This is a genomic window from Mesorhizobium sp. NZP2077 (assembly GCF_013170805.1).
Taxonomy (GTDB): Bacteria; Pseudomonadota; Alphaproteobacteria; order Rhizobiales; family Rhizobiaceae; genus Mesorhizobium.
The window spans coordinates 2,347,978-2,372,743 of sequence record NZ_CP051293.1 but is presented as its reverse complement, the minus strand read 5'-3'; the positions used below and the strand labels follow the sequence as shown (position 1 = coordinate 2,372,743).

Genomic DNA, 24,766 nt, shown 5'->3' with positions numbered 1-24,766 from the left:
AACCCTTCGATTGTTTTGGGAGAGTTTAATGTTCAAGGATAGCCAGTTTGCCCCAATGCCAAGTGATGACACCTCTCTTTCGTGTATGACGGTCATTCCGGATGCGTAAGAAAACTCCCAGAGCCACTCGGCCCCCACTCCTGAGACTGATCTGGATCGTCCGTATGGAGTCGAGAACTCCGTCGAGCACTGCCGCCGTGATGGAACTTGGTAAGAGTCCGTTTGGGAATTCGTTCAATGGCTGATCCTGTGCAGCAAGAGACTTCCCACAGCGACGCGTTTCGTGGCTTCGGAGGTGTCGACGCACTGTTCGCAGTCGCGCAAGAGGCTGCGCCAGCGTGCGAACCAGTCGAAGGTTCGCTCGACGACCCAACACCTGGGCAGTACCTTGAAACCGGCCTCGGTGTCGATGCCGCGCCCCCACTTCGAAGACGAAGTCGAGGAACGCCGCCTACTGCCTCAATTGCCTGCGATCGTAGGCGCCGTCGGCGAAAAAATGCTTGATCCCTGGCCAGCAGATAGACTTGAGGATCATCTGCACTCCGGGGCTGTCGGAGATGTTGGCCCGCGGGAGATTGACAATCAGCAGCCGCCCATCGGTGTCGACCGGGCTCTTACGCCCGGCCATCTTCCTGGCCGTATCATGGCCTCGCTCGGCGTCCAGCGAAGGTGCTTTGAAGGTCTAGCTTTCGATAATACCGGCGCTCGGGCTGGCTTCGCGCCCGCCCCGCTCGCGATCGAGCATCCCGGCGATGTTGCAGATCATGCAAAACAGCGTCAGTTGTACAAAACGTCGGGACCACCAGTAGACCGTTTGCCAGGGCGGAAAGTCCTTCGGTATCTGACGGCCGCCCCCCGTACGCGTCATGTGGCGGATCACGTTGAGAACCTCGCGCAGGTCGATTCTAAGCCTACGGCTCGCCTGGCCGGCTTCTGCAGCAACAGGGCAATCCGATCCCATTACTCATCGGTGAGATCGATCGGACAACGCTTCGTCTCGAGCCGAGCCATCGGGCCTCGGGTCGCTCGTGTCCACATACATAGCCAATAATCACAAATCGATCGCGCAGGACGCGGGACTCTTACGCGGCAGGGGACCACACATGGCAAAATCATTTGATTTTGAAAAAGAACCTCGCCAGGACAAGCTCTCTAGAGCCTTTCACGTTTTGACAGAAGCGTAGCCTGCGTTTTGGAAGTAGTTCTTGCATTCGGCTGCCTCGATCGTTTCGACGAGGTGGCCGATGTGGCGTAACCGCTGTTCTCAGGCCACGGCCTTGAGTGGCGCGGTGGCATAGGCCCAGGGCAGCAGGTCGTCGAGCTGGCTTTGCGGATGGCCTGCGACGATGCGGGTGATGACGTCGGCAAGGTAGGCGTACGGGTCGACGCCGTTGAGTTTCGCGGTTTCTACGAGCGAGGCGATGGTCGCCCAGTGCTCGCCACCGCCGTCGGAACCGGCGAAGAGCGCATTCTTCCGATTGAGGGCGATTGGCCTGATCGAGCGTTCGACGACGTTGGAGTCGATCTCGACGCGGCCGTCGTCGAGGAAGCGACCAAGTCCGGCCCAGCGCGAGAGCGGGTAGCGGATTGCTTCAGCGAGCTTGCTCTTCTGGCTGACCAGGGCGAGCTTCTCGCGCAGCCATGGCTGGAGGGTATCGATGATGGGGCGGCTTCTCTCCTGGCGCGCGGTGCGCCGCTCTTCGGGCGAGCGTCCCCGTATCTCGTTCTCGATCTTGTAGAGCTCGGCGATGCGCTGGAGCGCCTCCGTGGCGATCGGCGCGGGCCCGGACTGGGCCAGTTCGTAGAAGCGTCGACGGACATGCGCCCAGCAGAACGCCAGGCTCACGGCATTGCGCTCGGCCAACGCCCGGTATCCAGCGTAGCCGTCGACTTGCAGGACCCCGACGAAGCCGTGAAGGTGCCGCAGTGGCTGTTCGGCCTTGCGGTCGGGTGCATAGAGATAGGCGACGCCGGGTGGATCGATCCCGCCCCAGGGGCGATCGTCGCGAGCATAAGCGAACAGCTGGCCCGTCTTGGTGCGGCCGCGCCCGGGATCGAGCACCGGCGCCGTGGTCTCGTCGGCGAAGAGCTTCCCGGACGCCTTCAGCCGCTCGAACAACCGCTCGTGGATGGGGCGGAGCAGGAAAGCCGCCTTGCCGACCCAATCGGCAAGCGTCGAGCGATCCAGGTTCACGCCTTGGCGGGCGTAGATTTGCGCCTGGCGATACAGGGGAAGATGGTCGGCGTACTTGGAGACCAGCACATGGGCGACGGTCGCCTCAGTCGGGATGCCGCCCTCGACAAGCCGTGGCGGAGCCGGTGCCTGCACCACGACCTCCTCGCAGCTCCGGCAGGCGTATTTCGGTCGGCGCGTGACGATGACGCGGAATTGGGCCGGCACGATGTCGAGGCGCTCGGAGCGATCCTCGCCCATGACATGCAGCATTCCCTTGCAGCACGGGCAGATCTTGTCGGGAATGTCGATGATCTGCTCGATACGCGGCAGATGCGCGGGCAGTGATCCACGGTTGGCGCGGCGCTTCCTGGCGCGAGCCTCGCGCTTGGCAGTATCGGCGGTGTCCTCCGCGGCGAAGCCTTCAGCCTCGATCTGCTCGGCCTCTTCCAGGCCCAGCAGCAGCTGGTCGACCGGCAGGCTCTCTGCCCTGCGGCCGAAGCGGTGGCGCTGCAGTTCCTTGATGATCTGGCGCAGCCGCTCGTTCTCGGCGCGCTCCGCCGCGAGCATCGCCTGAAGCGCGATCGGATCGTTGGTCTGAGGCTCGGCCGGGTTGCTCACAAGGCCGATTCAATCATGCATTCCAATGCTTTGCCAGCGCCTCTAGCCTCCCATGGAATCAACTTGCCGCGACCGGCGCGCGCGTCTCGCGGGCGTCATGCACGCGCCGCCAATCCAACCCTTCCAGGAGCGCCTGCAATTGCGCCGCCGACAACCTCACCACGCCATCGGTGATGGCAGGCCAGCAGAACTTCCCGTCCTCCAGACGCTTCGCCAGCAGGCACACGCCGGTGCCGTCGAAGTACACCAGCTTGACCCGGTCAGCGCGCTTGGCCCTGAAGACGTAGACCGCGCCAGAGAACGGATCGGCGCCCATCGTCTCGCGCACCAGCGCCGCCAGGCCCTCGGCCCCCTTGCGGAAGTCCACCGGCTTCGTCGCGACCATCACCTTGACCACACCCGTCGGCCCGATCACGACGGCGCCTTCAGCGCACGGATCACCGCAGCCACCGTCCTGGCGTCGGCGCCACGACCGACCCGCATGGCGACGCCGTCAATCTCCAGCTCTATCACGCCGGTTTCTCGCGCGGCCTTCCGCCTCCGTGTCGATCTCGCGCGCTTCCCCGCCGGTTCGGGCTCCTGTGCCGCGACCACCGCTGGAACAAACAACGGCTCCGGTGCCGGCGCATTCGCCAACGGCACCCGCGCGGACCGGCGCCAGGCGAACAGCTGCTGCGGGGACAATGCATGTCGCCGAGCCACCGCGCTCACGGTCTCGCCAGCATCGTAGCTTTCCGCCACGATCCGCGCTTTCTCCTCCGGCAACCATTCGCGCCGCCGTCCAGAACCCGTGAATATCTCAAGCCGTCGAACCGGCTCCTCGTCCCTGGACTTAAGCGTAAGCTCTGAAATCGTCATGTGTCGAAGCCCTCAAAGGCTCCGAGCATCGTCGCTCACGACAACGCGCGAAAGGTGCCAACGGGACAGCGCTTACGATGTGGCGCCATGTGTCCTCAATGGTGCGTTTTTGGGCTTGGCGCATCCAGTGTTTGATCTTGGCGAAGGCCTGCTCGATCGGATTGAGGTCTGGAGAATAGGGCGGCAGGTACCAGAGCCTGGCGCCGGCAGCCTTGATCATCTGCCTGATGGCCGCCGACTTATGACTTCCCAGATTATCCATGACGACGATATCGCCGGGCTTCAGCACGGTGACGAGCTGTTGCTCGACATAGGCCCGGAAGCATTGGCCGTTGATCGGGCCGTCGAACACGCAAGGTGCCGCTAGCCGATCCCAGCGCAGCGCGCCGAGGAAGGTCAGCGTACGCCAGTGGCCGTGCGGAGCCAAGCCGCGCAGCCGCTTGCCCTTCGGCCCCCAACCGCGCAGTGGAGCCATGTTGGTCTTGATCCACGTCTCATCGATGAAGACAAGGCACTGCGGATCGAGGCCGGCCTGCCAGGATCGCCATCGCCGGCGCCTGCGGGCAATATCGGCGCGCGCCTGCTCAAGGGCGAACAGCGTTTTTTTTGAAGCTCAGGCCCTCGCGCCTCAAGAACATCCAGACCGTATTGTGCGAGACCTTGACCCCGCGCGCATCCAACTCGTCCTTCAGCCGATGCAGCGTCAGTTCAGAGGTCTGATTAATCCGCTCCACGATGAAGGCCCGATGCGGCTCAAGAACCCGCTTGCGGTGTCCGCCCATCTTGCCCGGCGCCACCGAACCCGTTGCACGGTAACGCTGCGACCACTTCACCACCGAGGAAACTGCAACGCCAAAGCGCGATGCCACTGCACGGCAGTTTTCACCGGCGCCAACTGCCTCAACAACACGCTCACGAAGATCGTTTGAAAGCGCTCGCGTCATCAGATGCTGGCCTCCAATCCAGCCAGCATCTTGAATCACAATCGCCCTGATTTGGGAATCCTACGATTCTCTCAAAAGAGGAAACGCTCTAGCTTGGTTGCAAAAGAGGTCCGGCGCGTCCTGGCTCAATTAGACGAGGTCATAGAGGCACACACTTCAACCCCAGCCCACATGAGCGCTGGCAACATCGCTGGCACCGATCTACCTTCGCTAACTCGCAAACGAGCGGTTCATGACGATTTGACCGCCCTGGCCTCCGAATTTGTTCACAGGCTCGCGGCCGAAGCAGCGCGAGATTTCAGTGCCGGCGCTCGTGAGGGAGTTCCGCTCACGGTTCGAACCGAGGGCGCTCATGGGAGCGCAGTCCAAAAAACGCGAGATCAGCAAAGCGATTGCCTTGGCATTCAAGACTGGGCTGGTCAGGTTGCAGGGCCAACATATCTGGAAAAACGCTTCGGCATACCGCGATCGACACTGCATTGGTGGCAACGGCAAAACGACGTGGTGGCACTGCGAAAAGGCGCCCGCAAGCATGTGTTCCCGTTGGCTCAGTTCATCGACGGCAGGCCAGCACCTGGAATTCGGCAGGTGCTCGCCTCGATCTCCAATCCAAGACTGGCCTGGTTCTGGCTGATCCGTCCTTCGCCGCTTCTCGATGGTCGCGTTCCCATAGAAATGCTCAGGCAAGATCTGGCTGAAGAAGTCGTTTTGGCCGCACGAGACTTTTCCTTGACATAAAGCCGAACTCACGGGCCCAGCTGCAAATCAGCGTCGGCTGGCAGCGATGCCGGCCGAGCGCGTGCGCACCGCCCCCCCATTGATTCGTGTATATCTGCCAGCTATTTCCAATTGTACAGATTGATCTGTTTGTATAGTTTGTACCAATAGTGCAGTATATATTTGTATTTTCGCGACATAACTGCAACAGTTGCTGTATATACCGCTGCGCCAAGCGCCAGAAGTATTGAATAATTCAACGCAGCCGGTAGCGTCAAACTGCGAGGGAGCAGCGTGGTGCGCATGGTTCTCGATCGTGGGGAATGGGAGGGGGTGCTGTCTTTCAGCAAAGATACCCTGGCCCTTTTTTTAATCTTTTGAGTGGAGATCAAAATGAACATCAAGAGCCTTCTTCTCGGCTCCGCTGCGGCTCTGATCGCAGTTACGGGCGCGCGTGCGGCCGACGCGGTCGTCGTCGCCGAGCCGGAACCGGCCGAATACGTCAAGATCTGCGACGTCTACGGCGCCGGCTATTTCTATATTCCGGGCACCGAAACCTGCCTGCGCATAGGCGGCTATGTCCGCTATGACATCGGCGCCGGCGACATTGGCTCGTTCGATGGTGCACTCGCCACGGACCGCCAGGACGGCGATATCCAGGACACCTGGAAGAAGAACGCCCGCTTCACCTTTAAGACCTGGACCGGCCAGGAAACCGAGCTAGGCACCTTAAAGACCTACACCGAAATGCGCTTCAACTTCGGCAACACGGCAACCAGCAATACCGCCTTCGACAAGGGCGTCTCGGTGAAATTCGCCTGGATCCAACTCGGTGGTCTGCGCGTCGGTAAGGACGAATCGGCCTTCGACACCTTCATCGGCTACGCCGGCGCCGTCATCCAGGATACGCTGGTTCCTTACGGCGATTTCGACACCAACGTCGTGCAGTACTACTTCGACGCCGGCAATGGCTTCACGGCCGTGGCCTCGCTCGAAGAGGGCTCCGGCGCGGTCGGCACGATCGACAGCTATGTTCCGCATGTCGTCGGCGGCGTGAAGTACACGCAGGGCTGGGGCGCCATCACCGGCGTCGTCGCCTACGACAGCAACTACGAGGAAGTGGCCGGCAAGGTCCGCTTGGACGTAAAGCCGATGGACAACCTGTCACTATTCATCATGGGTGGCTACGGCACCGACGACAACCTCTTGGACGACGCGGGCAACGCTATCGACGCGCACGGCCGCGGCTTCTACAAGCAGTGGAGCGGCAACTGGGCGATCTGGGGTGGTGGCACCTACACCATCAACGAGAAGACTTCGTTCAACACCCAGCTCTCCTATGACGAAGGCAAGAACTTCGGCGTAGCTGCGAACATTGCCTATGAAATCGTCAAGGGCTTCAAGGTCACGGCCGAAGTCGACTATCTGCATGTCGGCGCAGACACCGTCACCAACTGGACCAAGGCCGACAAGGAAAACAGCATCGGCGGTATCCTCCGCTTCCAGCGCTCGTTCTAGCGGATCGCACCATTGAACCAGGGTGCCCGCAGCATTGCGGTTGCGGACACCAGGCTTCGCTAATCCAGCCAGCGATGGCGAAGCGGAATACCAAACAGCGCTCATCGGCGGCTCCTCCAGAATGCTAAGGTCTGTACTCCCCGGATCGAAGCGTGCCGCCGATGCGAAGGGCGCCCTTGAGCAAGGCGCCCTTCATTGTTGCCATACAAAATGACTCCATTTCACCCGAAGGTCGAAGGCGATGTAAGAGTTTGGAAACTCACAGATGAGCGGTTCTGCGGATAAGATTTCCGCCCATAGCGACGAGGATCATGGCTTGCGAGACATCGTTACGCTGCTCGTAGTCGCGCACTAGGCGGCGCCATCTTGTCATCCAGCCGAAGGTCCGCTCGACGACCCAGCGGCGGGGCAGAACCTGGAAGCCCTTCTGGTCGTCGGAGCGACGGATGATCTCGACCACGAAATCGAGGTAGGCGGCCTTGTCCGTGAACGTGAGCCGGTCGTAGGCGCCGTCGGCGAACAGATGCTTCACCCAGGGCCAGCGCTTGCGGATACCATCCAGAATCGCCTGTGCGCCGGCGCTGTCGGAGATGTCGGCCGGCCTCAGGTTGACCATCAACAACCGCCCGTCGGTATCGACGGCGATGTGGCGCTTGCGGCCGACAATCTTCTTGCCGGCGTCGTACCCCTTGTTTTCAGCTTGCGGCGCCTTGACCTACTGGCTGTCGATCACGCCAGCCGTGGGGCTGGCCTCGCGCCCGGCCCGCTGGCGGTCCAGCATCAGCGCCACGTCGTGAATGGTCTGGAACAGAAAGCGCCGCGCCAACTCGCGAAACCAGCCGTAGACCGTCTGCCAGGCGCCGAAATGGATCGGCAGCATCCGCCAGCCGCAACCCGAGCGCACGAGGTAGCGCACCGCGTTAATTACCTCACAACCTCGCGCGGGCGGCCGCGACGCCCAGGCTTAGCCATCAGCGCAGCGATCTGTTCCCACTCTTCGTCCGTCAGATCGGACGGGTAGCGCTGGGTCTTCTTGGCGATCTAGGCCATCCGGCCACGGCTCTGTTTGGTCCACATCCCCAAGATGAACCACAAACCCGCCTCCGCCGAAATCCCAATTTTCCGATTTTCCAAACGGCCTCTGAAAAGGGCCGCCGTGATGGAACTTGGTAAGGTCGAACGTACCGCCGGTGTCGCAGTGGGCGTCTATATGAATCAATCCGACAGGAGCCTTCTTTCCGACGGCTTTCAGGATCGGGTAAGTTATCGAATGATCGCCGCCCACTGAGAGAGGAAGAACACCAGCGGTCGGACTTTCTGCCGGGCTGGTTGCAGCGCTGGCTCCGGTGTTGGAGCAGGAATACGTTGAAGGCGCGCCTGCGATCGGGGACGGACATTGATCGCGTCCACAGTGCGGATTCCGAGTTTGAACCGGACGGGGTTCCGATCAAATTCCGGACGCAGGAGTGAACGCATGGTTTGATGAGGAACTTGCCGGGTCTACCAGGGTGCAATTTCCGGCCACTTGAGCCGCCTTGGCCGTGAATTCAAAGGTTTCTCAGGTACCAAGCGAATGTGCCATTCCACCCAGCCGATTTCTCATTATCAAGCGCCAGACGTCTTTCAACCAGAGCATCTCGCGTTACTAGGTCGAGATCCAGCACATCGGAGCCTAGGTGTTCTCCAGCCTCAATCTTCCGTAGCCTTTCGCTCGGTAGACGATCACAGAGACCACCCAACTCACCACGAAGATACCGACAATCGCATAGCCGAAAGTGGCAAAATTCTCATTGATCCCTTCAACCGCGCCCCAAAGCCCGCCTTGCAGACCAAGCTTGTCGGCGAGGATCCCGAGCGCCTCAATGCCGCCTATGAAGATCGCGATCACCGCTGAGGCAATTGTGATGGTGAGATTATACCAGAGCTTTCGCATCGGATTGACGAACGCCCAGCTGTAGGCGCCAGTCATCAATACGCTGTCCGTTGTGTCCATGATGGACATCCCGGCGGTGAAAAGCGCTGGAAAAATCAGAATAGACCAGAATGAAATGCCCTGCGTTGCCTGGGTTGCGGAGATGCCTAGCAGGCCGATTTCCGTCGCGGTGTCGAAGCCGAGACCGAAGAGGAAGCCGATCGGATACATGTGCCAGGAGCGAGAAACGATGCCGAATAGCGGGCGGAAAATGCGGGCGATCAAGCCACGCCCGGCAAGCAGGGCGTCGAGATCCTCGTCGACGATCTTCTCGCCACGGCGCGCCCGGATGAAAGCCGCCCATATGCCCTTGAGGATGAACAGGTTCGCGATGCCGACCACCAGCAGGAACAGGGCCGAGATGCTGGTCCCGATCAACCCGCCCAGATTGTGAAACTCATCCAGTCTGCCTTGCATCATCGTGGCGGACGCAGCGATGGCAATCGAGGCCAGGACGACGATGCTTGAGTGGCCGAGCGAAAAGAAGAAGCCGGTCGCGTAAGGGGCCTTGCCCTCCTGCATCAGCTTGCGCACGACGTTGTCGATGGCTGCGATATGGTCAGCGTCGAATGCGTGCCTGAGACCGAACATATAGGCGAGCAAAGCGGTGCCGAGCAGGGCCGGCCGGTCGGAAAAAGCGACCCAGGCCCACATCCACGCAGCGATGTTGGCGGCGATCAGCAAGACGTAGATCATCACCGCCTTGGTTCTCACACGCACCGGCTGGTCGTCGAAGGGATTGGGCAGACGTCGTTTAGCCGGTTCCTGGTGCATCGCTGGCGCCGTGAGCGCGGCTCCTTGCGTCATTTCTCTCCTCCCCGGTCCGTGTATGGCGCGGCAAATTCTGGGACGATCTAGCGCATCCAGGCCTAGAGCCCTACCTGCGCCGCTTCGTTGTGAAGCCATTCATACCAACCCCCGAGCCCCTCCCCCGTCTTTGCCGACACGCTAAGCGTGGCAATCTCGGGATTGATCCGCCGCGCGTTGGCGATGGCGGTGTCGACGTCGAAATCGACATGCGCCAAAAGATCGATCTTGTTGATGATCATGACCTTGGCAGCACGGAACATGTGCGGATACTTCAGCGGCTTGTCATCGCCCTCGGTGACCGAGAGTATGACCACCTTGGCGTGTTCGCCCAGGTCAAACATCGCCGGGCAGACAAGATTGCCGACATTTTCGATCATGACCACGGAACCGAAGGCCGGCTTCAGCTCGGCCAGCCCCTTGGCCAGCATGTCGGCTTCAAGATGGCAGCCGGCGCCGGTGTTGACCTGGATGGCGGCAGCCCCCGCGGCGCGGATGCGCTCGCCGTCATTGGCGGTCGCCTGGTCACCCTCGATGACCGAGATCAGCATCTGGTCCTTGAGATCGCGGATGGTGCGCTCAAGCAGCGTCGTCTTGCCGGAGCCTGGCGAAGAAACAAGGTTCAGCGCCAGTATCTCGCGACCGGCGAACCAGCCGCGATTGCTGGCCGCGAGTGCGTCGTTCTTGGCCAGGATTTGCATTTCGAGTTCGACCACCGCGGTTTGGCGGTGGCGATGCTCGTGACCATGGTGATGATGGCCGTCAGCATGATCATGACCGTGGTGATCATGCTCATGCGAATGGTCGTGACCATGCAACTCCGCGTCGTCATGGGGATGATCGTGATGGTGGCGATGCTCGCGCGCCTGCTCGAACGCGTGGTCGTGCCCGTGCTCGTGGCCATGAGTGTGGTCGTGGCCATGACTGTGCGGATGCTGGTGATCGTGGCTATGTCCGTCGCCATGGTCGTGCGGATGGGCGTGGCTGTGGTCATGATCGTGGCCGTGCCGATGCGCCAAGTCGCCCTTATGCGCATGGCTATGACCGTGCCCGTCGCTGAGAGCCGTTTCCTTGCCGGTTTGCAGGTTGAGAATTCGGGTTTCGGCCTTGGAGCCGCAGCCACAGGTTCCGCACATCAGGCAGCCTCCTCGATTTCCATTTCCCGGATCTTCAGTTCCTCGCCGGCCAACCGGTCGATGGCATGGGAGCCGCAGGCGCAGGCCTGATAAAGGGTTGCCGTCTCGAACGTTGCGCTGCAAGTCCGGCAGCTTGCACGCCCGGCAATCTTGTGGATGTCCAGCCGGGCGCCATCGAGCAATGTGCCCTTGGCGACAATGTCGAAGCAAAACAGGATGGCGTCGGGCATGATCCCGGAAAGCTGACCCACATCAAGTGTCACGCGCCTGACGCGGCGGCCCTTCGCCGCTTCCTCGACGATGGAGACGATGTTGCGCGTGATGCCGAGTTCGTGCACGGGCCTTCCTCAACAAATCCGCGGTAATTGTTCGCCGACCAGCATGTCGACGATGCGCCGGCCGCCAAACAAGGTCTGCATGGTCACGCGCCCCGGCTCGCCGAGGCCGGCATGGCCGATGATTGCAGAGCCCTGGCCGTGCGGATGCGCGCACAATGCGGCAAGCGCGGCCTCACTTTCTTCGGCCGGCACCGCAATGACGATCTTGCCTTCGTTGGCCAGATAAAGCGGGTCGAGACCGAGTATCTCGCAAAAGCCGCGCACTTCATCGCGCAGCGGCGTCGCTGCCTCGTCGATTTCGATCGACACCGCGGAGGCGTCGGCGATCTCGTTGAGCACCGTAGCGATGCCGCCGCGTGTTGCGTCACGGATACAGCGCGTGCCGGGCGCGGCGGCGAGCAGCAACTCGATCAGTTCATGCAGAGCCGCACAATCGCTCTCGATCGAGGCTTCCAGCGCCATGTCGCCGCGCGCGCACAGGATCGCCGCGCCATGATCACCCAACAGGCCGTTAACCAGGATAGCGTCACCCGGCCTGACATGGTCGATGCCGAGTTCAAGTCCGGGCCGGATCACCCCAATTCCGGTGGTCGTTATAAACATCTTGTCGCATGCGCCGCGCTGAACGACCTTGGTGTCGCCCGTCACGATGGTGACGCCGGCTTCGCGTGCCGCTTGCGCCATCGAGAGCGCGATCCGGCGCAGCACCTCGACCTTCATGCCTTCCTCGATGACGACGGCGCAGGACAGATAGAGCGGCTTGGCACCGCCGACCGCCAGGTCGTTGACAGTGCCGTAGACAGCAAGCTTGCCGATATCCCCGCCGGGAAAGAACAGCGGGTCGACAACGAAGGAATCGGTGGTGAAGGCAAGCCGGTCGCCATGCGTTGCCAGCATTGCGAGATCGAAGCGCGCCTGGTCTTCCAGCACTTCAGGTGCGCCATCGGCGAAGGCGCTGATGAAGACATCGTCGATCAGGTCCTTCATCGCCTTGCCGCCGCCGCCATGGGCAAGCGTCACGGTGGGGATGAAAACCCGTCCCAGCACGCGTTTGGGTGGGGGTGGCCGCATGTTCATGACACGCTCACCGGCTGGCTACCGGACCGGACCGTGGTATGCTTCTTGACGCCGCCATACTGGTAATAGGCAGCGCAAGCGCCCTCGGATGAAACCATTAGGGCACCGAGCGGCATCTCCGGGGTGCAGGCGGTGCCGAACACTTTGCACTGCCACGGCTTGATGACGCCCTTCAGGACCTCGCCGCACTGGCAGGATTTGGGGTCGGCTATCTTGACGCCGGGGATGGCGAACCTGCGCTCGGCATCAAAGCGGGCATAGTCATCGCGCACCTTGACGCCGGAATGGTCGATGGAGCCGAGCCCCCGCCATTCGAAGAATTCACGCAGTTCGTAGACCTTGCCCACGGCAGTGAGAGCGGCGTTGTTTCCCGCCTCAGGAACGATGCGGGCATACTGGTTTTCGATCTCGGCGCGGCCATCCTTGATCTGCTTCAGCACCATCCAGATCGATTGCAGGACATCGAGGGGTTCGAAGCCGGCGACGACCATGGGCCGCTTGTAGAAGTCGGCGATGAATTCGTAAGGGGCGGTCCCGATGACCATAGAGACATGGCCTGGTCCCAGGAAGCCGTCGAGATGCAGATCCGGGCTGTCGAGGATCGCCTTGATCGTCGGCACGATGGTGATGTGGTTGCAAAACACCGAGAAGTTTTCGATGCCGTCGGCTTCGGCCTGCAGCACCGTCAGTGCCGTGGACGGCATTGTGGTTTCGAAGCCGAGGCCGAAGAACACCACCTCTCGATCCGGGTTCTTGCGCGCCAGCGACAGCGCGTCCATCGGCGAATAGACCATGCGCACATCGGCGCCATCGGCCTTTGCCTGCTGCAGGCTCTTCTTTGAGCCGGGCACACGCATGGCGTCACCGAAGGTGGTAAAGATCACTTCCGGCCGCTCGGCGATCGACACGCAATCGTCGACCCTGCCCATCGGCAGCACGCAGACCGGACAACCCGGCCCGTGCACGAGTTCGATGGCGTCAGGCAGCATGCCTTCCAGCCCGTAGCGGAAGATCGAATGGGTGTGGCCGCCGCAGACCTCCATGATGTTGATCGGGCGCGTTTTTGCGATCTCGATGGTGGCGACAAGCTTGTCGATTTCCTTGATCAAGACTTTCGCCTTTTCCGCGTCGCGGAATTCGTCGGTGTATTTCATTGGGCGCTTCCTTTTGCGGCGGCGGAGCCGCGTTCGTCGGCGAGCAGCGTGTGCACGAGGTCCCACAGGATGTGGTAAGCGGCGACATGGCATTCCTGGATGCGGTGGATCGAGGTCGACGGCACGACGAGCAAATGCTCGACGGTGCCTGACGATTTCATGCGCCCCCCGTCGCCGCCGGCGAGCCCGATGGTATGGACGCCCATCTCCTTGGCCTTGGCGAAGGCCGCGACCAGGTTTTGCGAATTGCCACTGGTCGAGATGCCGATCAGCGCATCGCCCTTGCGGCCGTGCGCCAGCAGTTGGCGCACGAAGACATGGTCGAAGCCGAGATCGTTGCCGACGGCTGAAATCATCGCCAGATCGGCAACGAGATTGGTGGCGGCGAGCGCCGGCCGGCCGGCGGTCACGGGATGGACGAACTCGACCGCGACATGGGACGCATCGCAGCTCGAGCCGCCATTGCCCATGGAGAACAGCTGACCGTTGTTGCGGTAGACATCCGCCAGCGCATGCGCGGCGGCGACGAGGATGCCGGCCTGATCTCCAAAGAAGCGCTCATTGGTTTCGCGTGTGTCGCGGGCCTTTTCGGCAACGGAATGCAGCAGCGCCGCATTCATCTTTTCCGGATTCTGCGCCTTGCCGTGCAGGAATGGATAGAGCCCTTTCAGTTCGCTTTCGCTGGACATTTTCACGTCCTCCTAATGGACCGCCGACAGCCGCATGGACTCCATCTCGGCTTGCGCTTCGCCGAGTTCGGTGAGGATTTTTAAGGTTTCGGCTGCTTCACGCTCGTCGATGCGGCTCATGGCGAAACCGACATGGATCAGCACCCAGTCGCCGACGCAGTCGTCGACCGAATGGTGTTCGTTGACAATGCAGGCGATGTTGATTTGTCGCCTGACGCCGCTGACATCGACGGTCGCCAGCTTCTTTTCATGATCGTCGATCTTGAGGATCTTTCCAGGAATGCCAAGGCACATTGTCAGCTCGCTTTCTGTCGGACACCGCCGGCGTCGATGAGATGGGCTGCCGCGATCACGGCCTGGCCGAACGCGACGCCGCCATCATTGGAAGGCACGCGGGAATGCGTCAGGACGTTGAAATCGAGGTCCTCAAGCCGGCCGAGGACCTGCTCGAACAGCACCTTGTTCTGGAAGCAGCCGCCCGACAGGACCACCGTGTCGAAACGCGGCAGGGCGCCGTCTTCGTCGCGACGCGCCAGCTTCAAAGCCATGGCGGCGATGGATTTCGCCAGACCCTTGTGGAAGCGCGCCGCGATGAGGGGCGCCGGCGTTTTCAGGATCAGGTCGCCAAAGACAGCGTTCCACATGCCCAGCGGTTCAATGTATGGCAAGCCTGAACCTTTCAGGTTGGGGATCGGTAACGGATAGGCGAGAGCATCGCCCTCCTCTTCAAGCGAGCGGGCCGAGACCATCGCCTCCAGCCGCGCGGCCGCCTCGCCCTCATAGGCCTGACGGTCGAAACAGATTCCGAGAGCCGCAGCGACTGCGTCGAACAGGCGACCGCAAGATGACGCGTTGGGCGAATTGAGGGACGCCTTGATCATGGCCTCGACGCTCGCCAACGGCTTGGCGGTGAGCGCGGCAAACAGGTCCAGTTCGCCAAAATTCATGGCGAAGGCCGGCCATCCCATCTCGGACAAAACATGGGCATGGAGGTTGCGCCACGGCTCGCGTATGGCTTGAGCGCCCCCTGGCATGGCGACCGGCTTGAACGTGCCAAGCCGTTCGAAGCGGCGATAGTCCGCGAGCAGGAACTCGCCGCCCCAGATCGCACCGTCCGATCCGTAGCCGAGCCCGTCGAGCACGATGGCCAGGACAGGATCGGCGTTCAATGACCGTCCGTTTTCAGCGAGGCAGGCAGCGGCATGCGCATGATGATGCTGAACCTCCACAAGCGGCAGGTTGTCAGACCTGGCGGTGGCGCGCGCCAGTTTCGCTGACAGATATTCAGGATGCAGGTCCGCGGCCAAGGCCACCGGGCGATGATCGAAAAGATCGCGATAAAGGACGAGGTTCTTGCGATAGTCGTCGTAGGTCAGTGCGTCTTCGAGATCGCCCTGGTGCTGCGACAGCACAGCCCGGGCGTCCTTGATCAGACAGAAGGTCGCTTTCAGTTCAGCACCGTAAGCCAGGATTTCTGGCGCCGCCTCGAAGCCTGGCGGAAGCTCGATCGAAGCCGGCGCATAGCCGCGCGCGCGGCGCAGCACGCGCAGTTTTGCGCCCATGTGGCGCACAACGGAATCGTCGATGCGGTTGGCGATATCGCGATTGTGGGTCAAAGCGTATGGTGCGATCGAGGACAGTTTTGCTGCCGCCTCCGCGTCATCGACAAGCTGCGGTTCATCGGACAGGTTGCCGCTGGTCATGACCACCGGCCGGCCCATGCGCCTGAGCAAGAGCAGATGCAAAGGGGTTGAAGGCAGCATGAAGCCCAGGGTCTGCAGACCGGGCGCGATCTCGGCGGGCAGTTTTTCGGGTCCGGTGGCGGCAAGCAGGACAATTGGCGCCTCGCGGCTTGCAAGGGCTGCCGCTTCCGCGTCACTGACCGTTGCGTGGCGGCGAACAACATCGAGGTCACGCGCCATCAGCGCGAAGGGTTTTGCGTCGCGGCGCTTGCGTTGACGCAGCAAAGCCACCGCCTCCGGCCGGGTGGCATCGCAAGCAAGCTGATAGCCGCCAAGTGCCTTGATGGCGACGATCTCGCCTTTCTGGATCAGGCTCAATGCCGCGTCCACATCATCGAGCATTGAATGCTGCTCGAAGGAGAAGGCGCGGCCATCGAAGCGGATCAATCTTGCTGTCGGTCCGCAGACATGGCAGGCCGTCGCCTCGGCATGAAAGCGGCGGTCGCCAGGATCACGATATTCGGCGCCACAGGCCTGGCACAGCGGAAACGGCGCCATGGTCGTGGTGGCGCGGTCGTAAGGAACGCCGCGAACGATGCTCAGCCGTGGCCCGCAATGGGTGCAGTTGGTGAAGGGATAGCGGAAACGCCGCAGGAACGGATCGAGCACTTCGGCCGCGCAGACGCTACACATGGCGGCATCGGGCGATATTTCGGTGCGGGCATGAACACCCGCCTCGCTGTCGACGATGACGAAGCCGGACGCCAAGTCGCCCTCACAAGGGCGGGTCTCGATGGCCGTGATTTCGGCCAGCGGCGGCGGCGACGCCCGCAACTCCTCGACAAGTGCTGCAATGGTCGACGAGACGCCACGCACGCGGATCAACACGCCCTGGCTGTCGTTGAGCACGTCGCCGTCGAGGCCCAGCCGGCTGGCGATCCGCCACACCGTCGGCCGGAAACCAACACCTTGCACACGGCCGCGGACCCTTATCTCGACACTGCGCGTCGCGTCGGCCATCCGCAGCGGCGTGTTCATGACACCGCCTCCCACAACAGGACGCGATTGTTGCCCGTATCGGCGATCGCCAACGTTTTCCCCGACGCGGCCAATGCGAACGGCCAGCAGACGCTGTCGCGGGTGGCAAAGCGCCAGCGATTGTCGCCCTTGTCGGCAAATCCGGACTGGGCGGCGAGACCGCAAGCAGCAGCATCCATGCGGAGATCGTCGAGCGGGTAGCCGATCAACCGGGAATTGGCGGTGTCGGCGCACACGAGGGTGCCGTCGTGTACGGCCATGCCATAGGGCATGTTGAGTGCACGATTGTTTGGATGATAGGAGGCCCTGTTGTGGTCATTGCCGTCGAAGCCGGATTGACCCAGCACGAAGCTGCAGGGCGCGCCATCGGCATTGGGCATGGAATTCCAGACCATGATGCGGTTGTTGCCGGCGTCCGCCACCAGAATCTTGTTGTTTTCGACAGCCACGCTATGCGGCCAGCGCATGCCGACAGCGCCGCCAACCCCGGAGGCATTGTCATCGCGGGTGGTTGCATCAACCTGGCCGAGCACCAGATCGGCAGGCTGGCCGTTACGCCGCGGCATGGAGTTCCAGACCAGCACCCGACGGTTTCCGGTGTCGGCAACAAACACCCTGCCATCGGCGATTGTGACCCCATAGCACCAGTTCAGCGTATCGGCCGCGGCAGTTGCCGCGCCACGGTTGGCGGCGCCGCTGGAAAAATCCGCCTGCCCGAGCACCAGGTCCGCCGGCTGGTTCGAATGCTCGGGCAGTGTGCGCCAGATCAGCACACGGTGGTTCCATGCGTCGGCAATGGCGAGCACCTTGCCATCGCTCGACAGTCCCGTCGGCATGTTCAACGTGGCGGGACCAACCGGCCCATGCGCGTTGCGACCTTCGGAGTAAAAATCAGGCTGGCCGATCAGCAGGTCCGCGTCGGCATTGTCTGCTTGCGGCACCTTGTTCCAGATCATCAGGCGATGATGGCCGGTATCGGCAACGAAGAACGGTCCACCGTGCGGTGCGAAGCAGACGCCACGCGGCCCAAACAGCGAATTCGGTTGAGGCCTGATGGGATCTGGAACTCCGTTGGCAGCGATCTGGTCACCGAGAACAGTTCGCGCACCGCGCGGATCGAGCAGCTGTTGTGTGACGCTGCCCGGGAGAGGACGGCGGTAATCGGGCGCCAGGGAGATGCGCATCATGACGACAGCCTCACCTCGACCCGATTGCCGATGACGCGCACGGCATGCGACTGAAGTGCCACTTCGGGCGCGGTCAGGCACTCGCCGCTGGAAAGATCATACCGGAAGCCATGATATGGACAGGTGATGATGCCTTCATCGATGCTACCGCCGTCGAGCTCCATGCCAAGGTGCGCACAGGCATTCTGGAAGCAGGAAACGACCCCCTCCTGACGCGACAGGATCACATTTTGCCCACCGACCACGACGGCACTGATGCCGCCCTGCGGGATCTCATCGAGGCGGCACACCAAATGCCAGCCGCCGACGGCGCCGAGCGCGAACGGACTGACGAAGCGGACACTATCATTGTCGGCAGCGTTGCTCATGCCCTTGATCTGAACGATATCGGTGATCTCGGGACAGGCTTCCTCGACTGCTTTCTTTACGCCTGCATGGAAAGTGAGAGCGGAGGCCGGACAGCCGTCGCATGCGCCGACGAACCGCACCTCGATCGCCGGCGGCCTGACGTTGACCAACTCGACATTGCCGCCATGCGAGGCAAGCATCGGGCGCACGCCGTCCAGCGCCGCCTCTACCCGCTCACTGAGGCTGGGCTTGAGGATGTTGTGACGGCGCAGCACCGCATAGACGACCTCGTCGGTAACCGCCTGCTTCATCGCCGTGAGCGCGGCCGGTTCATCTTTCAACGCCCGCACCAGGCGTCGCAACGCCTCCCCATGCAGGTCCTCTATGGCGCGACGGTAGGCCTCGACCGCGTTGCGCTGCGTCTCGTCCCAGCTCGAAAAGATCGCCTCGACACGCTCGATGTCGCCGGCAAGACCGGCGAGATCCTCGCGTTTGGTCGGGATCTGATCGATGGCGTTCATATCAACGGTACTTGAGGTTCTTGAACAGGTACGGCTGCAGTCCACCGCCAATGAGGCAGGCAAGTGCCGCTGCGGCCGCCAACGGCAGGCCGGCCTTGGCAAGGGCAATGACAAGCAGGGCGGTGATAGTCGCGCCTATCGCTGTCTGGCGATAGACTTTGCCGGGTTCGGAGAAGAGCTTTCCCCGAAAGAAGAGCGTGATCGAGCTTTTTGCCATTTCCAACATGATTGCCCCTCAGCCGATCAGCGCCAGAATTATCAGTCCGGCGACCAGTCCCGGCACGCCAGCGATCGGTCCGTAAAAACTGCCCATCATGGCGGCAAGTTCGTTGCCCAATGATTTTCCGCCAATCGCGATACCGCCGATCGCTCCGCCGATGCCGGAGCAGACCAGTCCGATGATGAGCGCAACCAGCGCGCCAGCTGCCGTCAGTTCAACTCCTGCCACGTCATAGTCTCCTTGAGTTCGGTTCAGTTGAGATGTCGGTGTTCCCCGCCACCTTGTTGATCGCTATCGCCAGGGGCTGCCGAGAGCAGTTCACGTTCGATCTGCTCGAGGGCCTCGGCAACGGTGCGGGCCTTCTCGGCCTGCCCGCTGGCGCTGAAAATCTCCCGGCTCTCGCGATAATACTCCCGAGCCGCGCGCACATTGGCGCGGTTGCCGTTCTCCGGCCGTTCCGGGTCGTCGGGAAGATTCCACAGGCAATTCGCCTTGTTGGCGACCGTGTTGGCATATTCGAGCGGCATGGTGGCCCGCAGACGAACCTTCAGAGCTTCGTCATAGGCGTCGAGCGCGCGCAGGTTGTTCTCCAGCGTATGGCTTGAGGACGCGTATTGCAGGGCATTGCCGAGGTTGTTCTGCAACATAGCGTATTCGGTGGGATGATCGATCAGATTGACGATCTTCAACCCTTCTTCGAAGGCTTGCACGGCCAGCGCCTCCCGCATCTTGGATCTGGCATCGGTGAACGGAATGGAGAGAAACGCCGTCGCCAGATTGTTCTGCAGGATGGCGAATTCCTTTGGGAAGTGTGCCTTGTCGAACGTGCGCAGCGCCCGCTGATAGGCCGAAATCGCGTCGGTGATGCGGGCCTTGTGCTGGCCGGCCAGATTCTGGATCGCCAGACCAAGGTTCATTTCCGCCTCTGCCAGTTCTTCTGGCCGACCGAAATCGACCAGGGATGGCATGGCGGCCTCGAAGGCGGCGCGCGCTTGTTGCAACGCTGCCGTTCCTTCGTCGGGAAGGATCAAAAGAGCCGTGCCCTTGCGGGCAAAGATACGGGCCGCGAGCAGGCGTTCATCCTGCGGGCAGACACTGAGCGCGCGATCGTAGAGGTCGACTGCTGCCAGGATCTGCTCAGCGCTCTTGGGGCGCTGCTGGAGTCCCATGGCGATTTCCATGAGCATCTCGGCCCGCTCGGCGGGGCTCGACGATTCGTCTTCTGCCGCAGCAATTGCTGCGCGCACCTCATCTTCGGCGCGAGTGCTCTGCAACTGGGCTTCCTCCACGGCTGCTTTTGGCGCAGCTTATTATCTTGGCAAAAAGCTAGCCTAGTTTTCCAAAGCTGTCTACTTAAATTACCAACTGGTAACCTAGTTTACACAAAACATATTTTTGGCTACGAGTGCGGCCTGCTCCGAGTCCCACTGCGCGAAAAATTCGCGCACCGTTTCATCATCAATCCCATGCTCCCGGAAGAAATCCGGCGCAAAGACCACGCGGTCCCCTGCACCGTTGCGATGCTTCAGCAGATAGCCGCCAGATGCGGCGTGACGAACCGGCAGGATCACCAGGTCGTCGTCGCGCCGCAGCAGAATGACGCTCTCCAGGCCGGCGAAATATCGGTCGCATGTTGCCGAAGACAGATAGAGCCCGCCGCGCCTGATCTGGACACTGGCGGGGGGTGCGTTCATGCGGGCACGTTGGCCAACATTGCGCCGATGAGCACCTCGATACGCCGTGAAACCTGCTCAGCCGATGCAGCGACATCGTGCGACAACCCTATGCCGAAGCCAAGTTCGGCCGCCTCTATCAAAAAGACCGTCACGTCGGTGGGAAACTCCTCGCGGAAAATCTGCCGTCCGGCATAAAGGGCCGCGTCCCAGCGGAAATCATGAAGGTTGAGACCGGGGACATAGGGGCGTTCAAGGACAGTGCCAGGCACCTCGTGAATGGCGCCTGGCGTTACCCCGGTTTTTGACGCATCGACCACGATCAAGGACGTGCAACCGCGCGCGGCAAACATGACCGACATGCCGTCCGTACCGGCGTCCAGCAATTTGACATCCGGTCCTTCGAGGTTGCGGTGCCGCAACGCGCGTATGACCTCTATGCCCACCCCATCGTCTTGCCGGTTCAGATTTCCGCAGCCGATGACGATGATCATAGAAGTGCACTCATATGCGCCAGAGACGGCAGGACCACTGCGGTTCAACGGGAACGGCGAGTTCGGGAAGCTCGCAGAAGCGCCGGTGGACCAGATAGTACATGCAGGTCTCGCAGGCCTGCTCGATGCCGCCGTGCTCCACGGGCTGGAGGGTGAAGCCCGCAATCACCAGTCCAGCCGAAATGTCGCCGCCAGCCTCGCGCAAACGGCCAAGGATTTCGGCCACGCTGTCCTGGTCGTCGGCACGTGGAAAAACTTCGGTCTTCAAGCCGCCAGCAAGCAAAGAGCGGATTTGGCCCGCCACATTCTCGTCGTTGGTTTCGTTCGCCACCGGCTCCTCCTACCGCGCGGGCCCAACGTCGTTGCAAGGGCCTAGATGCGCCAAAGCCTGCACCACCAATCGGCATCGACCGGCACGGCCAGTTCCGGCAGGTCGCACCATTCTCGGTGGACGAGGTAATACATGCATTCCATGCAGCGCTGCTTGTCAGGGCCGTAGGGTTGATCCACGAAGCCGCTGATGACCATCTTGCCCTCGATGTCGTCGGCCTTCAACTGCCGCAGTTCGGTCAAAATCGCGGCAAACTCCTTTTCCGTTTCGGGAAAAGGTTCGGTCTGCGTCTTTAGCCCGCCTTGCATCAATTGCGCCATCTTGCGCAGCAAAGCATGCTGTTGCTCGCTATTCATTGCCTGCGCTCCCGGGTTCGTGTGCAGCAGATCCGATCGTCCGGCGCGCGGCCGGACGATCGAGGCTGAGCGCGCTCGACGCGTCGCGTCGAATCAAGCCGTGCGGAAGCGTGCGAGTTCTGTCCCGGTGCTGGCATCATGGGCGTGCACGGTACAGACAAGACAGGAATCATACGAGCGGCAGACATGGCCGACCTCGACGGGATCACTTGGATCCGCGATCGGCGTGCCGATCAGCGCCTGCTCGATCGGGCCAAGCTCGCCACCGTCCGATCTTGGCCCGACATTCCAAGTGGTCGGCGCGATGATCTGGTAGTTCTTGATCTTGCCGTTTTGCACCTCGATCCAATGACAAAGCGCACCGCGGATGGCTTCGGTGGCTCCCCAGCCGCGGCCGTCCTTCTCCGTCGGCTTGACGTACCACGGGTCATTGAGGCGAAACTCGCGCAGTGCATGCTCGGCCTGACGATAGAGCTTAACGCCCTCGTGCATGCGGGCGAAGTGACGCAGCATGACACTGGCCCCGCCAAGTTTCTTGTACATGTCAAGAACAAGCGGGTCGTGATGCTGCCAGCTTTCTCCGTGGCTACCACCTGCGATAAGCTGGCGGGCCAAGGGTCCAGCTTCGAGCCGACCGTTATTGTCGTGGCGCACCGCGGTCGACCATGAGTATTGATTATCGTATTCGACGGGATTCTTGCCGACGGCCTTTGTCGTGCGATCGAACGGATGCTTTCCGCTCGGCTCGTCGTACCAGGCATGCAAGACGTCCTCTCTAGTGTGGACCTGGTCCATCAGCTTGTGGGTATCGGCCGCCCCGTCATAGACACCGCTTTTCATCAGCAGCGAGGCGTTGCGGTTTTCGATCGTCGGCCGATTGTACTTGTCCTCATGCGGCAAGTAGCCCCACGAAACGTATTTCCCATGACCTTTGCCATACTTGTCGACACCGACGTCCACGCTCATGCGCCAAAACATGCCCAGATCCGAGTTCGCGTGCTCGGGGCGCTCGTCAAGCCAGGCCATGAAATCGTCATAGGAACGAATTTGCTCGTAGCGTTCGAAGGAGCAGCCCAGCCAAACCGGCTCCATCCAGTTGCGGCGGAAATGCTCGAGGATGGACCAGGCCCGGGTTACGTCAGTAAGCGTGGGCGCACACATCACGCCGCCAGGCACCATGTAGCTGGAATGCGGCCACTGGCCCCCCAGCAGGGCATAGATTTCAACGGGTCGTCCAGAGATCGTCACGCCAAGTTCATAGTTGGTGCCGGTGTATGGCGACCAGCGCTTGACCGCCTCCTCATAGTATTTCGAATGCGAATAGTTCTTGTGCGTGTAGTCGATCATGAACAGGCCGTAATGGTGTCTTGGCAAGCTCTGCAGGCTTTCGACGATCTGCCCGAGATTGCGCGCAAGGATGGCGTTGCGGGGAACCTCGGCTTTCCAGGCGGTATCGAGCGCCCAGGCCGCGCAGGTCAGGTGCGAGGCGCCGCAAATACCGCAAGCGCGCGGCGTGACGACCAGCCCCGCCTGCGGATCCTTGTCGCGCAGGATAATCTCGAACCCGCGGAACAGTTCGGCTTGCGTCCAGGCGTTGACGACAACGCCATTTTGGATGTCGACGCGCACGTCGAGATCGCCCTCGACACGGCCGACAGGAGAAATATCAAGTGTTTGAACAGCAGCTGACATGGTCTTCCGGACCTCCCTGGAAAATTGGATTCTAGCAATCGGTGACTTCAGACGACGAAGATGTCTTCTTCAGCCCAGCGCGGCGAAGCAGCCTTGGCCGCGGCCGTCAGCTTGATGTAACCGGTCTTGTCGACCCCGCTCGGCATGTCCTTTGGGACACCCATGACGGTCTGCGTCTTGAACACAGTTCCCGGAGCCAGATCGAAGAACGGGAACTCGGGCTCCGTGCAGCCCATGCACGGCATGCCCGCTCGCGTCTTGGACGATTGGCGGTTCCACAAAATGCGGTTGCACGGCGAATGCGTCATCGGCCCGCGGCAGCCCAGGTCGTAGAACAGGCAGCCTTTGCGCTGACCAAACTCGGTCGCCGAAACCTTGTAGGCGAAGTGCATGTTGCGGGTGCAGCCGGTCTGCGTGAAGGACGTAAAAAAGGTCTTCGGACGCTGGAACTCGTCCAGCGTGAGATCCCCTCCACGGCCGGTCGCCACGGCGACCACGATTTGCGTGATCCAGTCGGGGTGAGCCGGACACCCTGGAATGTTGATCACTGGCAGGCCGGCCTTGGATTTGAAATCCTTGCCGAGGAAGCCGCCATGGCCGCGCTTGAGGAATTGCAGGCCTTCGCTTTCGGACGGGTTTGGCGCGGTCGCGGGGATGCCGCCCCACGTCGCGCAGTCGCCGACGGCGACGACAAAATTGGCGACCTTGCACAGGTCCCTTACCCAGTCGCGCATGGGACGACCCGCAAAGCGGTTCCATTCGCCTGTTCCGTTGGGGGCATTCACCACGGTGCCTTCGAACACGAAAATATCGAGCGCCAGCGTGCCGGCGGTCAGCGCCTTCAGCATCTTCTGCAGGTTCTCGCCAAGCTCGAGCCCGAGCGACGGATGCCACAGCACGTTAATGCCAAAGTCGGTAACCAGATCACACGCGCTCGGTTCCTCGGCATTGAGAAACGACATCGTGTTGCCGGAGCATGCTCCACCCTGGAGCCACAAAAGATTGGCCATTCTCTCCTCCACAGCCTGTAACGAAGCATTGCCGTAGGCACGCCTCCGATTAGTGTGAAGCAAGCGCCGTGCCAGCCGCCAGCGATGGTCAGGAATTCGTTTGTTATCAGTATGTTGGCGTGTCTTGCGCGGATCTGGCCGCCGAATTGGCGCGGGTCCCAGGCTGCAAACTAACTTTGCTGTTGGAAACTAGATTGTGACCGACGCCAA

Annotated in this window: 25 protein-coding genes and 5 pseudogenes; 2 read left to right on the top strand and 28 right to left on the bottom strand. The window is 61.5% G+C overall.

Annotation, left to right across the window (positions count from 1 at the left end):
* Positions 1-54: 54 nt before the first annotated feature.
* The 7 genes and pseudogenes from HGP13_RS37805 to HGP13_RS11560 form a co-directional block, all read right to left on the bottom strand.
* A pseudogene (locus tag HGP13_RS37805) lies at positions 55-212 on the bottom strand (agmatinase); the annotation flags it as partial.
* A gap of 22 nt (positions 213-234) precedes the next feature.
* Positions 235-951, bottom strand: a pseudogene (locus HGP13_RS11580) (IS5 family transposase).
* 211 nt (positions 952-1,162) lie between these two features.
* Positions 1,163-1,264: pseudogene (locus HGP13_RS37800) on the bottom strand (IS630 family transposase); the annotation flags it as partial.
* On the bottom strand, positions 1,265-2,743 hold the full coding sequence (locus HGP13_RS11575; protein WP_172234673.1) for an IS66 family transposase: 1,479 nt from the start codon (positions 2,741-2,743) through the stop codon (positions 1,265-1,267).
* Between the two features lie 109 nt (positions 2,744-2,852).
* Positions 2,853-3,209 (bottom strand): IS66 family insertion sequence element accessory protein TnpB, encoded by a 357-nt coding sequence (tnpB, locus tag HGP13_RS11570; RefSeq protein ID WP_023772705.1) that lies wholly within the window; start codon positions 3,207-3,209, stop codon positions 2,853-2,855.
* The gene (locus HGP13_RS38535) at positions 3,206-3,652 is read right to left on the bottom strand and encodes a transposase (protein WP_172225057.1); all 447 of its coding nucleotides are present in this window, start codon (positions 3,650-3,652) and stop codon (positions 3,206-3,208) included. The genes tnpB and HGP13_RS38535 overlap by 4 nt, the downstream gene beginning before the upstream one ends.
* Positions 3,627-4,596, bottom strand: a protein-coding gene (locus HGP13_RS11560) for an IS630 family transposase (protein ID WP_246707335.1) whose coding sequence is annotated in 2 segments (ribosomal slippage) — positions 3,627-4,259 and positions 4,261-4,596 — 969 coding nt in all. Because the reading frame shifts where the segments join, the coding sequence is not laid out codon by codon here. The genes HGP13_RS38535 and HGP13_RS11560 overlap by 26 nt, the downstream gene beginning before the upstream one ends.
* A 93-nt stretch (positions 4,597-4,689) precedes the next feature.
* Between HGP13_RS11560 and HGP13_RS11555 the strand changes: the two genes are divergently transcribed.
* A complete protein-coding gene (locus HGP13_RS11555; RefSeq protein WP_246707334.1) occupies positions 4,690-5,334 on the top strand; it encodes a hypothetical protein in 645 nt (214 codons plus the stop codon).
* A 372-nt stretch (positions 5,335-5,706) separates the two neighbouring features.
* Positions 5,707-6,831: a porin gene (locus HGP13_RS11550; RefSeq protein WP_172225053.1), complete on the top strand. Its 1,125-nt coding sequence runs from the start codon at positions 5,707-5,709 to the stop codon at positions 6,829-6,831.
* A gap of 259 nt (positions 6,832-7,090) precedes the next feature.
* On the opposite strand, the pseudogene HGP13_RS11545 reads toward HGP13_RS11550, so the two are convergent.
* From HGP13_RS11545 to HGP13_RS11445, 21 genes and pseudogenes are all read right to left on the bottom strand, one after another.
* A pseudogene (locus HGP13_RS11545) lies at positions 7,091-7,872 on the bottom strand (IS5 family transposase).
* A gap of 100 nt (positions 7,873-7,972) precedes the next feature.
* Positions 7,973-8,137: pseudogene (locus tag HGP13_RS11540) on the bottom strand (arginase family protein); the annotation flags it as partial.
* Between the two features lie 366 nt (positions 8,138-8,503).
* Positions 8,504-9,610 (bottom strand): HoxN/HupN/NixA family nickel/cobalt transporter, encoded by a 1,107-nt coding sequence (locus tag HGP13_RS11535; protein ID WP_172225050.1) that lies wholly within the window; start codon positions 9,608-9,610, stop codon positions 8,504-8,506.
* Positions 9,611-9,672: 62 nt separating this feature from the next.
* Positions 9,673-10,746, bottom strand: a complete 1,074-nt coding sequence (gene hypB, locus HGP13_RS11530; protein ID WP_109659048.1) for a hydrogenase nickel incorporation protein HypB — start codon at positions 10,744-10,746, stop codon at positions 9,673-9,675.
* Complete coding sequence (hypA, locus tag HGP13_RS11525; protein ID WP_109659046.1) at positions 10,746-11,084, bottom strand: hydrogenase maturation nickel metallochaperone HypA; 339 nt, start codon at positions 11,082-11,084, stop codon at positions 10,746-10,748. The genes hypB and hypA overlap by 1 nt, the downstream gene beginning before the upstream one ends.
* A 9-nt stretch (positions 11,085-11,093) precedes the next feature.
* Positions 11,094-12,161, bottom strand: coding sequence for a hydrogenase expression/formation protein HypE (hypE, locus tag HGP13_RS11520; protein WP_109659044.1), 1,068 nt, complete (start codon positions 12,159-12,161; stop codon positions 11,094-11,096).
* A complete protein-coding gene (gene hypD, locus HGP13_RS11515; protein WP_172225047.1) occupies positions 12,158-13,315 on the bottom strand; it encodes a hydrogenase formation protein HypD in 1,158 nt (385 codons plus the stop codon). The genes hypE and hypD overlap by 4 nt, the downstream gene beginning before the upstream one ends.
* A complete protein-coding gene (locus HGP13_RS11510; RefSeq protein ID WP_109659040.1) occupies positions 13,312-14,004 on the bottom strand; it encodes an SIS domain-containing protein in 693 nt (230 codons plus the stop codon). The genes hypD and HGP13_RS11510 overlap by 4 nt, the downstream gene beginning before the upstream one ends.
* A gap of 12 nt (positions 14,005-14,016) precedes the next feature.
* Positions 14,017-14,298: a HypC/HybG/HupF family hydrogenase formation chaperone gene (locus tag HGP13_RS11505; protein ID WP_109659038.1), complete on the bottom strand. Its 282-nt coding sequence runs from the start codon at positions 14,296-14,298 to the stop codon at positions 14,017-14,019.
* A gap of 2 nt (positions 14,299-14,300) precedes the next feature.
* Positions 14,301-16,724, bottom strand: a complete 2,424-nt coding sequence (gene hypF, locus HGP13_RS11500; protein ID WP_109659036.1) for a carbamoyltransferase HypF — start codon at positions 16,722-16,724, stop codon at positions 14,301-14,303.
* Positions 16,721-17,911 carry an NHL repeat-containing protein gene (locus HGP13_RS11495; protein ID WP_109659034.1) on the bottom strand — a complete coding sequence of 397 codons (1,191 nt, stop codon included), beginning with the start codon at positions 17,909-17,911 and terminating at the stop codon, positions 16,721-16,723. The genes hypF and HGP13_RS11495 overlap by 4 nt, the downstream gene beginning before the upstream one ends.
* Entirely contained in the window at positions 17,908-18,780 is an 873-nt protein-coding gene (locus HGP13_RS11490) for a NifU family protein (protein ID WP_109659032.1), read from the bottom strand. Before HGP13_RS11490 ends, HGP13_RS11495 begins: the two co-directional genes overlap by 4 nt.
* Before the next feature lies 1 nt (position 18,781).
* Complete coding sequence (locus HGP13_RS11485; RefSeq protein ID WP_109659030.1) at positions 18,782-19,006, bottom strand: hypothetical protein; 225 nt, start codon at positions 19,004-19,006, stop codon at positions 18,782-18,784.
* Positions 19,007-19,015: 9 nt separating this feature from the next.
* The gene (locus HGP13_RS11480) at positions 19,016-19,228 is read right to left on the bottom strand and encodes a hypothetical protein (protein WP_109659028.1); all 213 of its coding nucleotides are present in this window, start codon (positions 19,226-19,228) and stop codon (positions 19,016-19,018) included.
* A gap of 23 nt (positions 19,229-19,251) precedes the next feature.
* On the bottom strand, positions 19,252-20,289 hold the full coding sequence (locus tag HGP13_RS11475) for a hypothetical protein (protein ID WP_246707333.1): 1,038 nt from the start codon (positions 20,287-20,289) through the stop codon (positions 19,252-19,254).
* 84 nt (positions 20,290-20,373) lie between these two features.
* Positions 20,374-20,694: a hypothetical protein gene (locus tag HGP13_RS11470; protein WP_109659026.1), complete on the bottom strand. Its 321-nt coding sequence runs from the start codon at positions 20,692-20,694 to the stop codon at positions 20,374-20,376.
* Positions 20,691-21,167 carry a hydrogenase maturation protease gene (locus HGP13_RS11465; protein WP_109659024.1) on the bottom strand — a complete coding sequence of 159 codons (477 nt, stop codon included), beginning with the start codon at positions 21,165-21,167 and terminating at the stop codon, positions 20,691-20,693. The genes HGP13_RS11470 and HGP13_RS11465 overlap by 4 nt, the downstream gene beginning before the upstream one ends.
* Before the next feature lie 10 nt (positions 21,168-21,177).
* Positions 21,178-21,498: a hypothetical protein gene (locus HGP13_RS11460; protein WP_109659022.1), complete on the bottom strand. Its 321-nt coding sequence runs from the start codon at positions 21,496-21,498 to the stop codon at positions 21,178-21,180.
* Positions 21,499-21,539: 41 nt separating this feature from the next.
* Complete coding sequence (locus HGP13_RS11455; protein ID WP_013896579.1) at positions 21,540-21,854, bottom strand: hypothetical protein; 315 nt, start codon at positions 21,852-21,854, stop codon at positions 21,540-21,542.
* A 93-nt stretch (positions 21,855-21,947) separates the two neighbouring features.
* Positions 21,948-23,546, bottom strand: coding sequence for a nickel-dependent hydrogenase large subunit (locus HGP13_RS11450; RefSeq protein WP_109659020.1), 1,599 nt, complete (start codon positions 23,544-23,546; stop codon positions 21,948-21,950).
* A 47-nt stretch (positions 23,547-23,593) separates the two neighbouring features.
* Positions 23,594-24,556 (bottom strand): hydrogenase, encoded by a 963-nt coding sequence (locus HGP13_RS11445; RefSeq protein WP_013896581.1) that lies wholly within the window; start codon positions 24,554-24,556, stop codon positions 23,594-23,596.
* Positions 24,557-24,766: the final 210 nt, after the last annotated feature.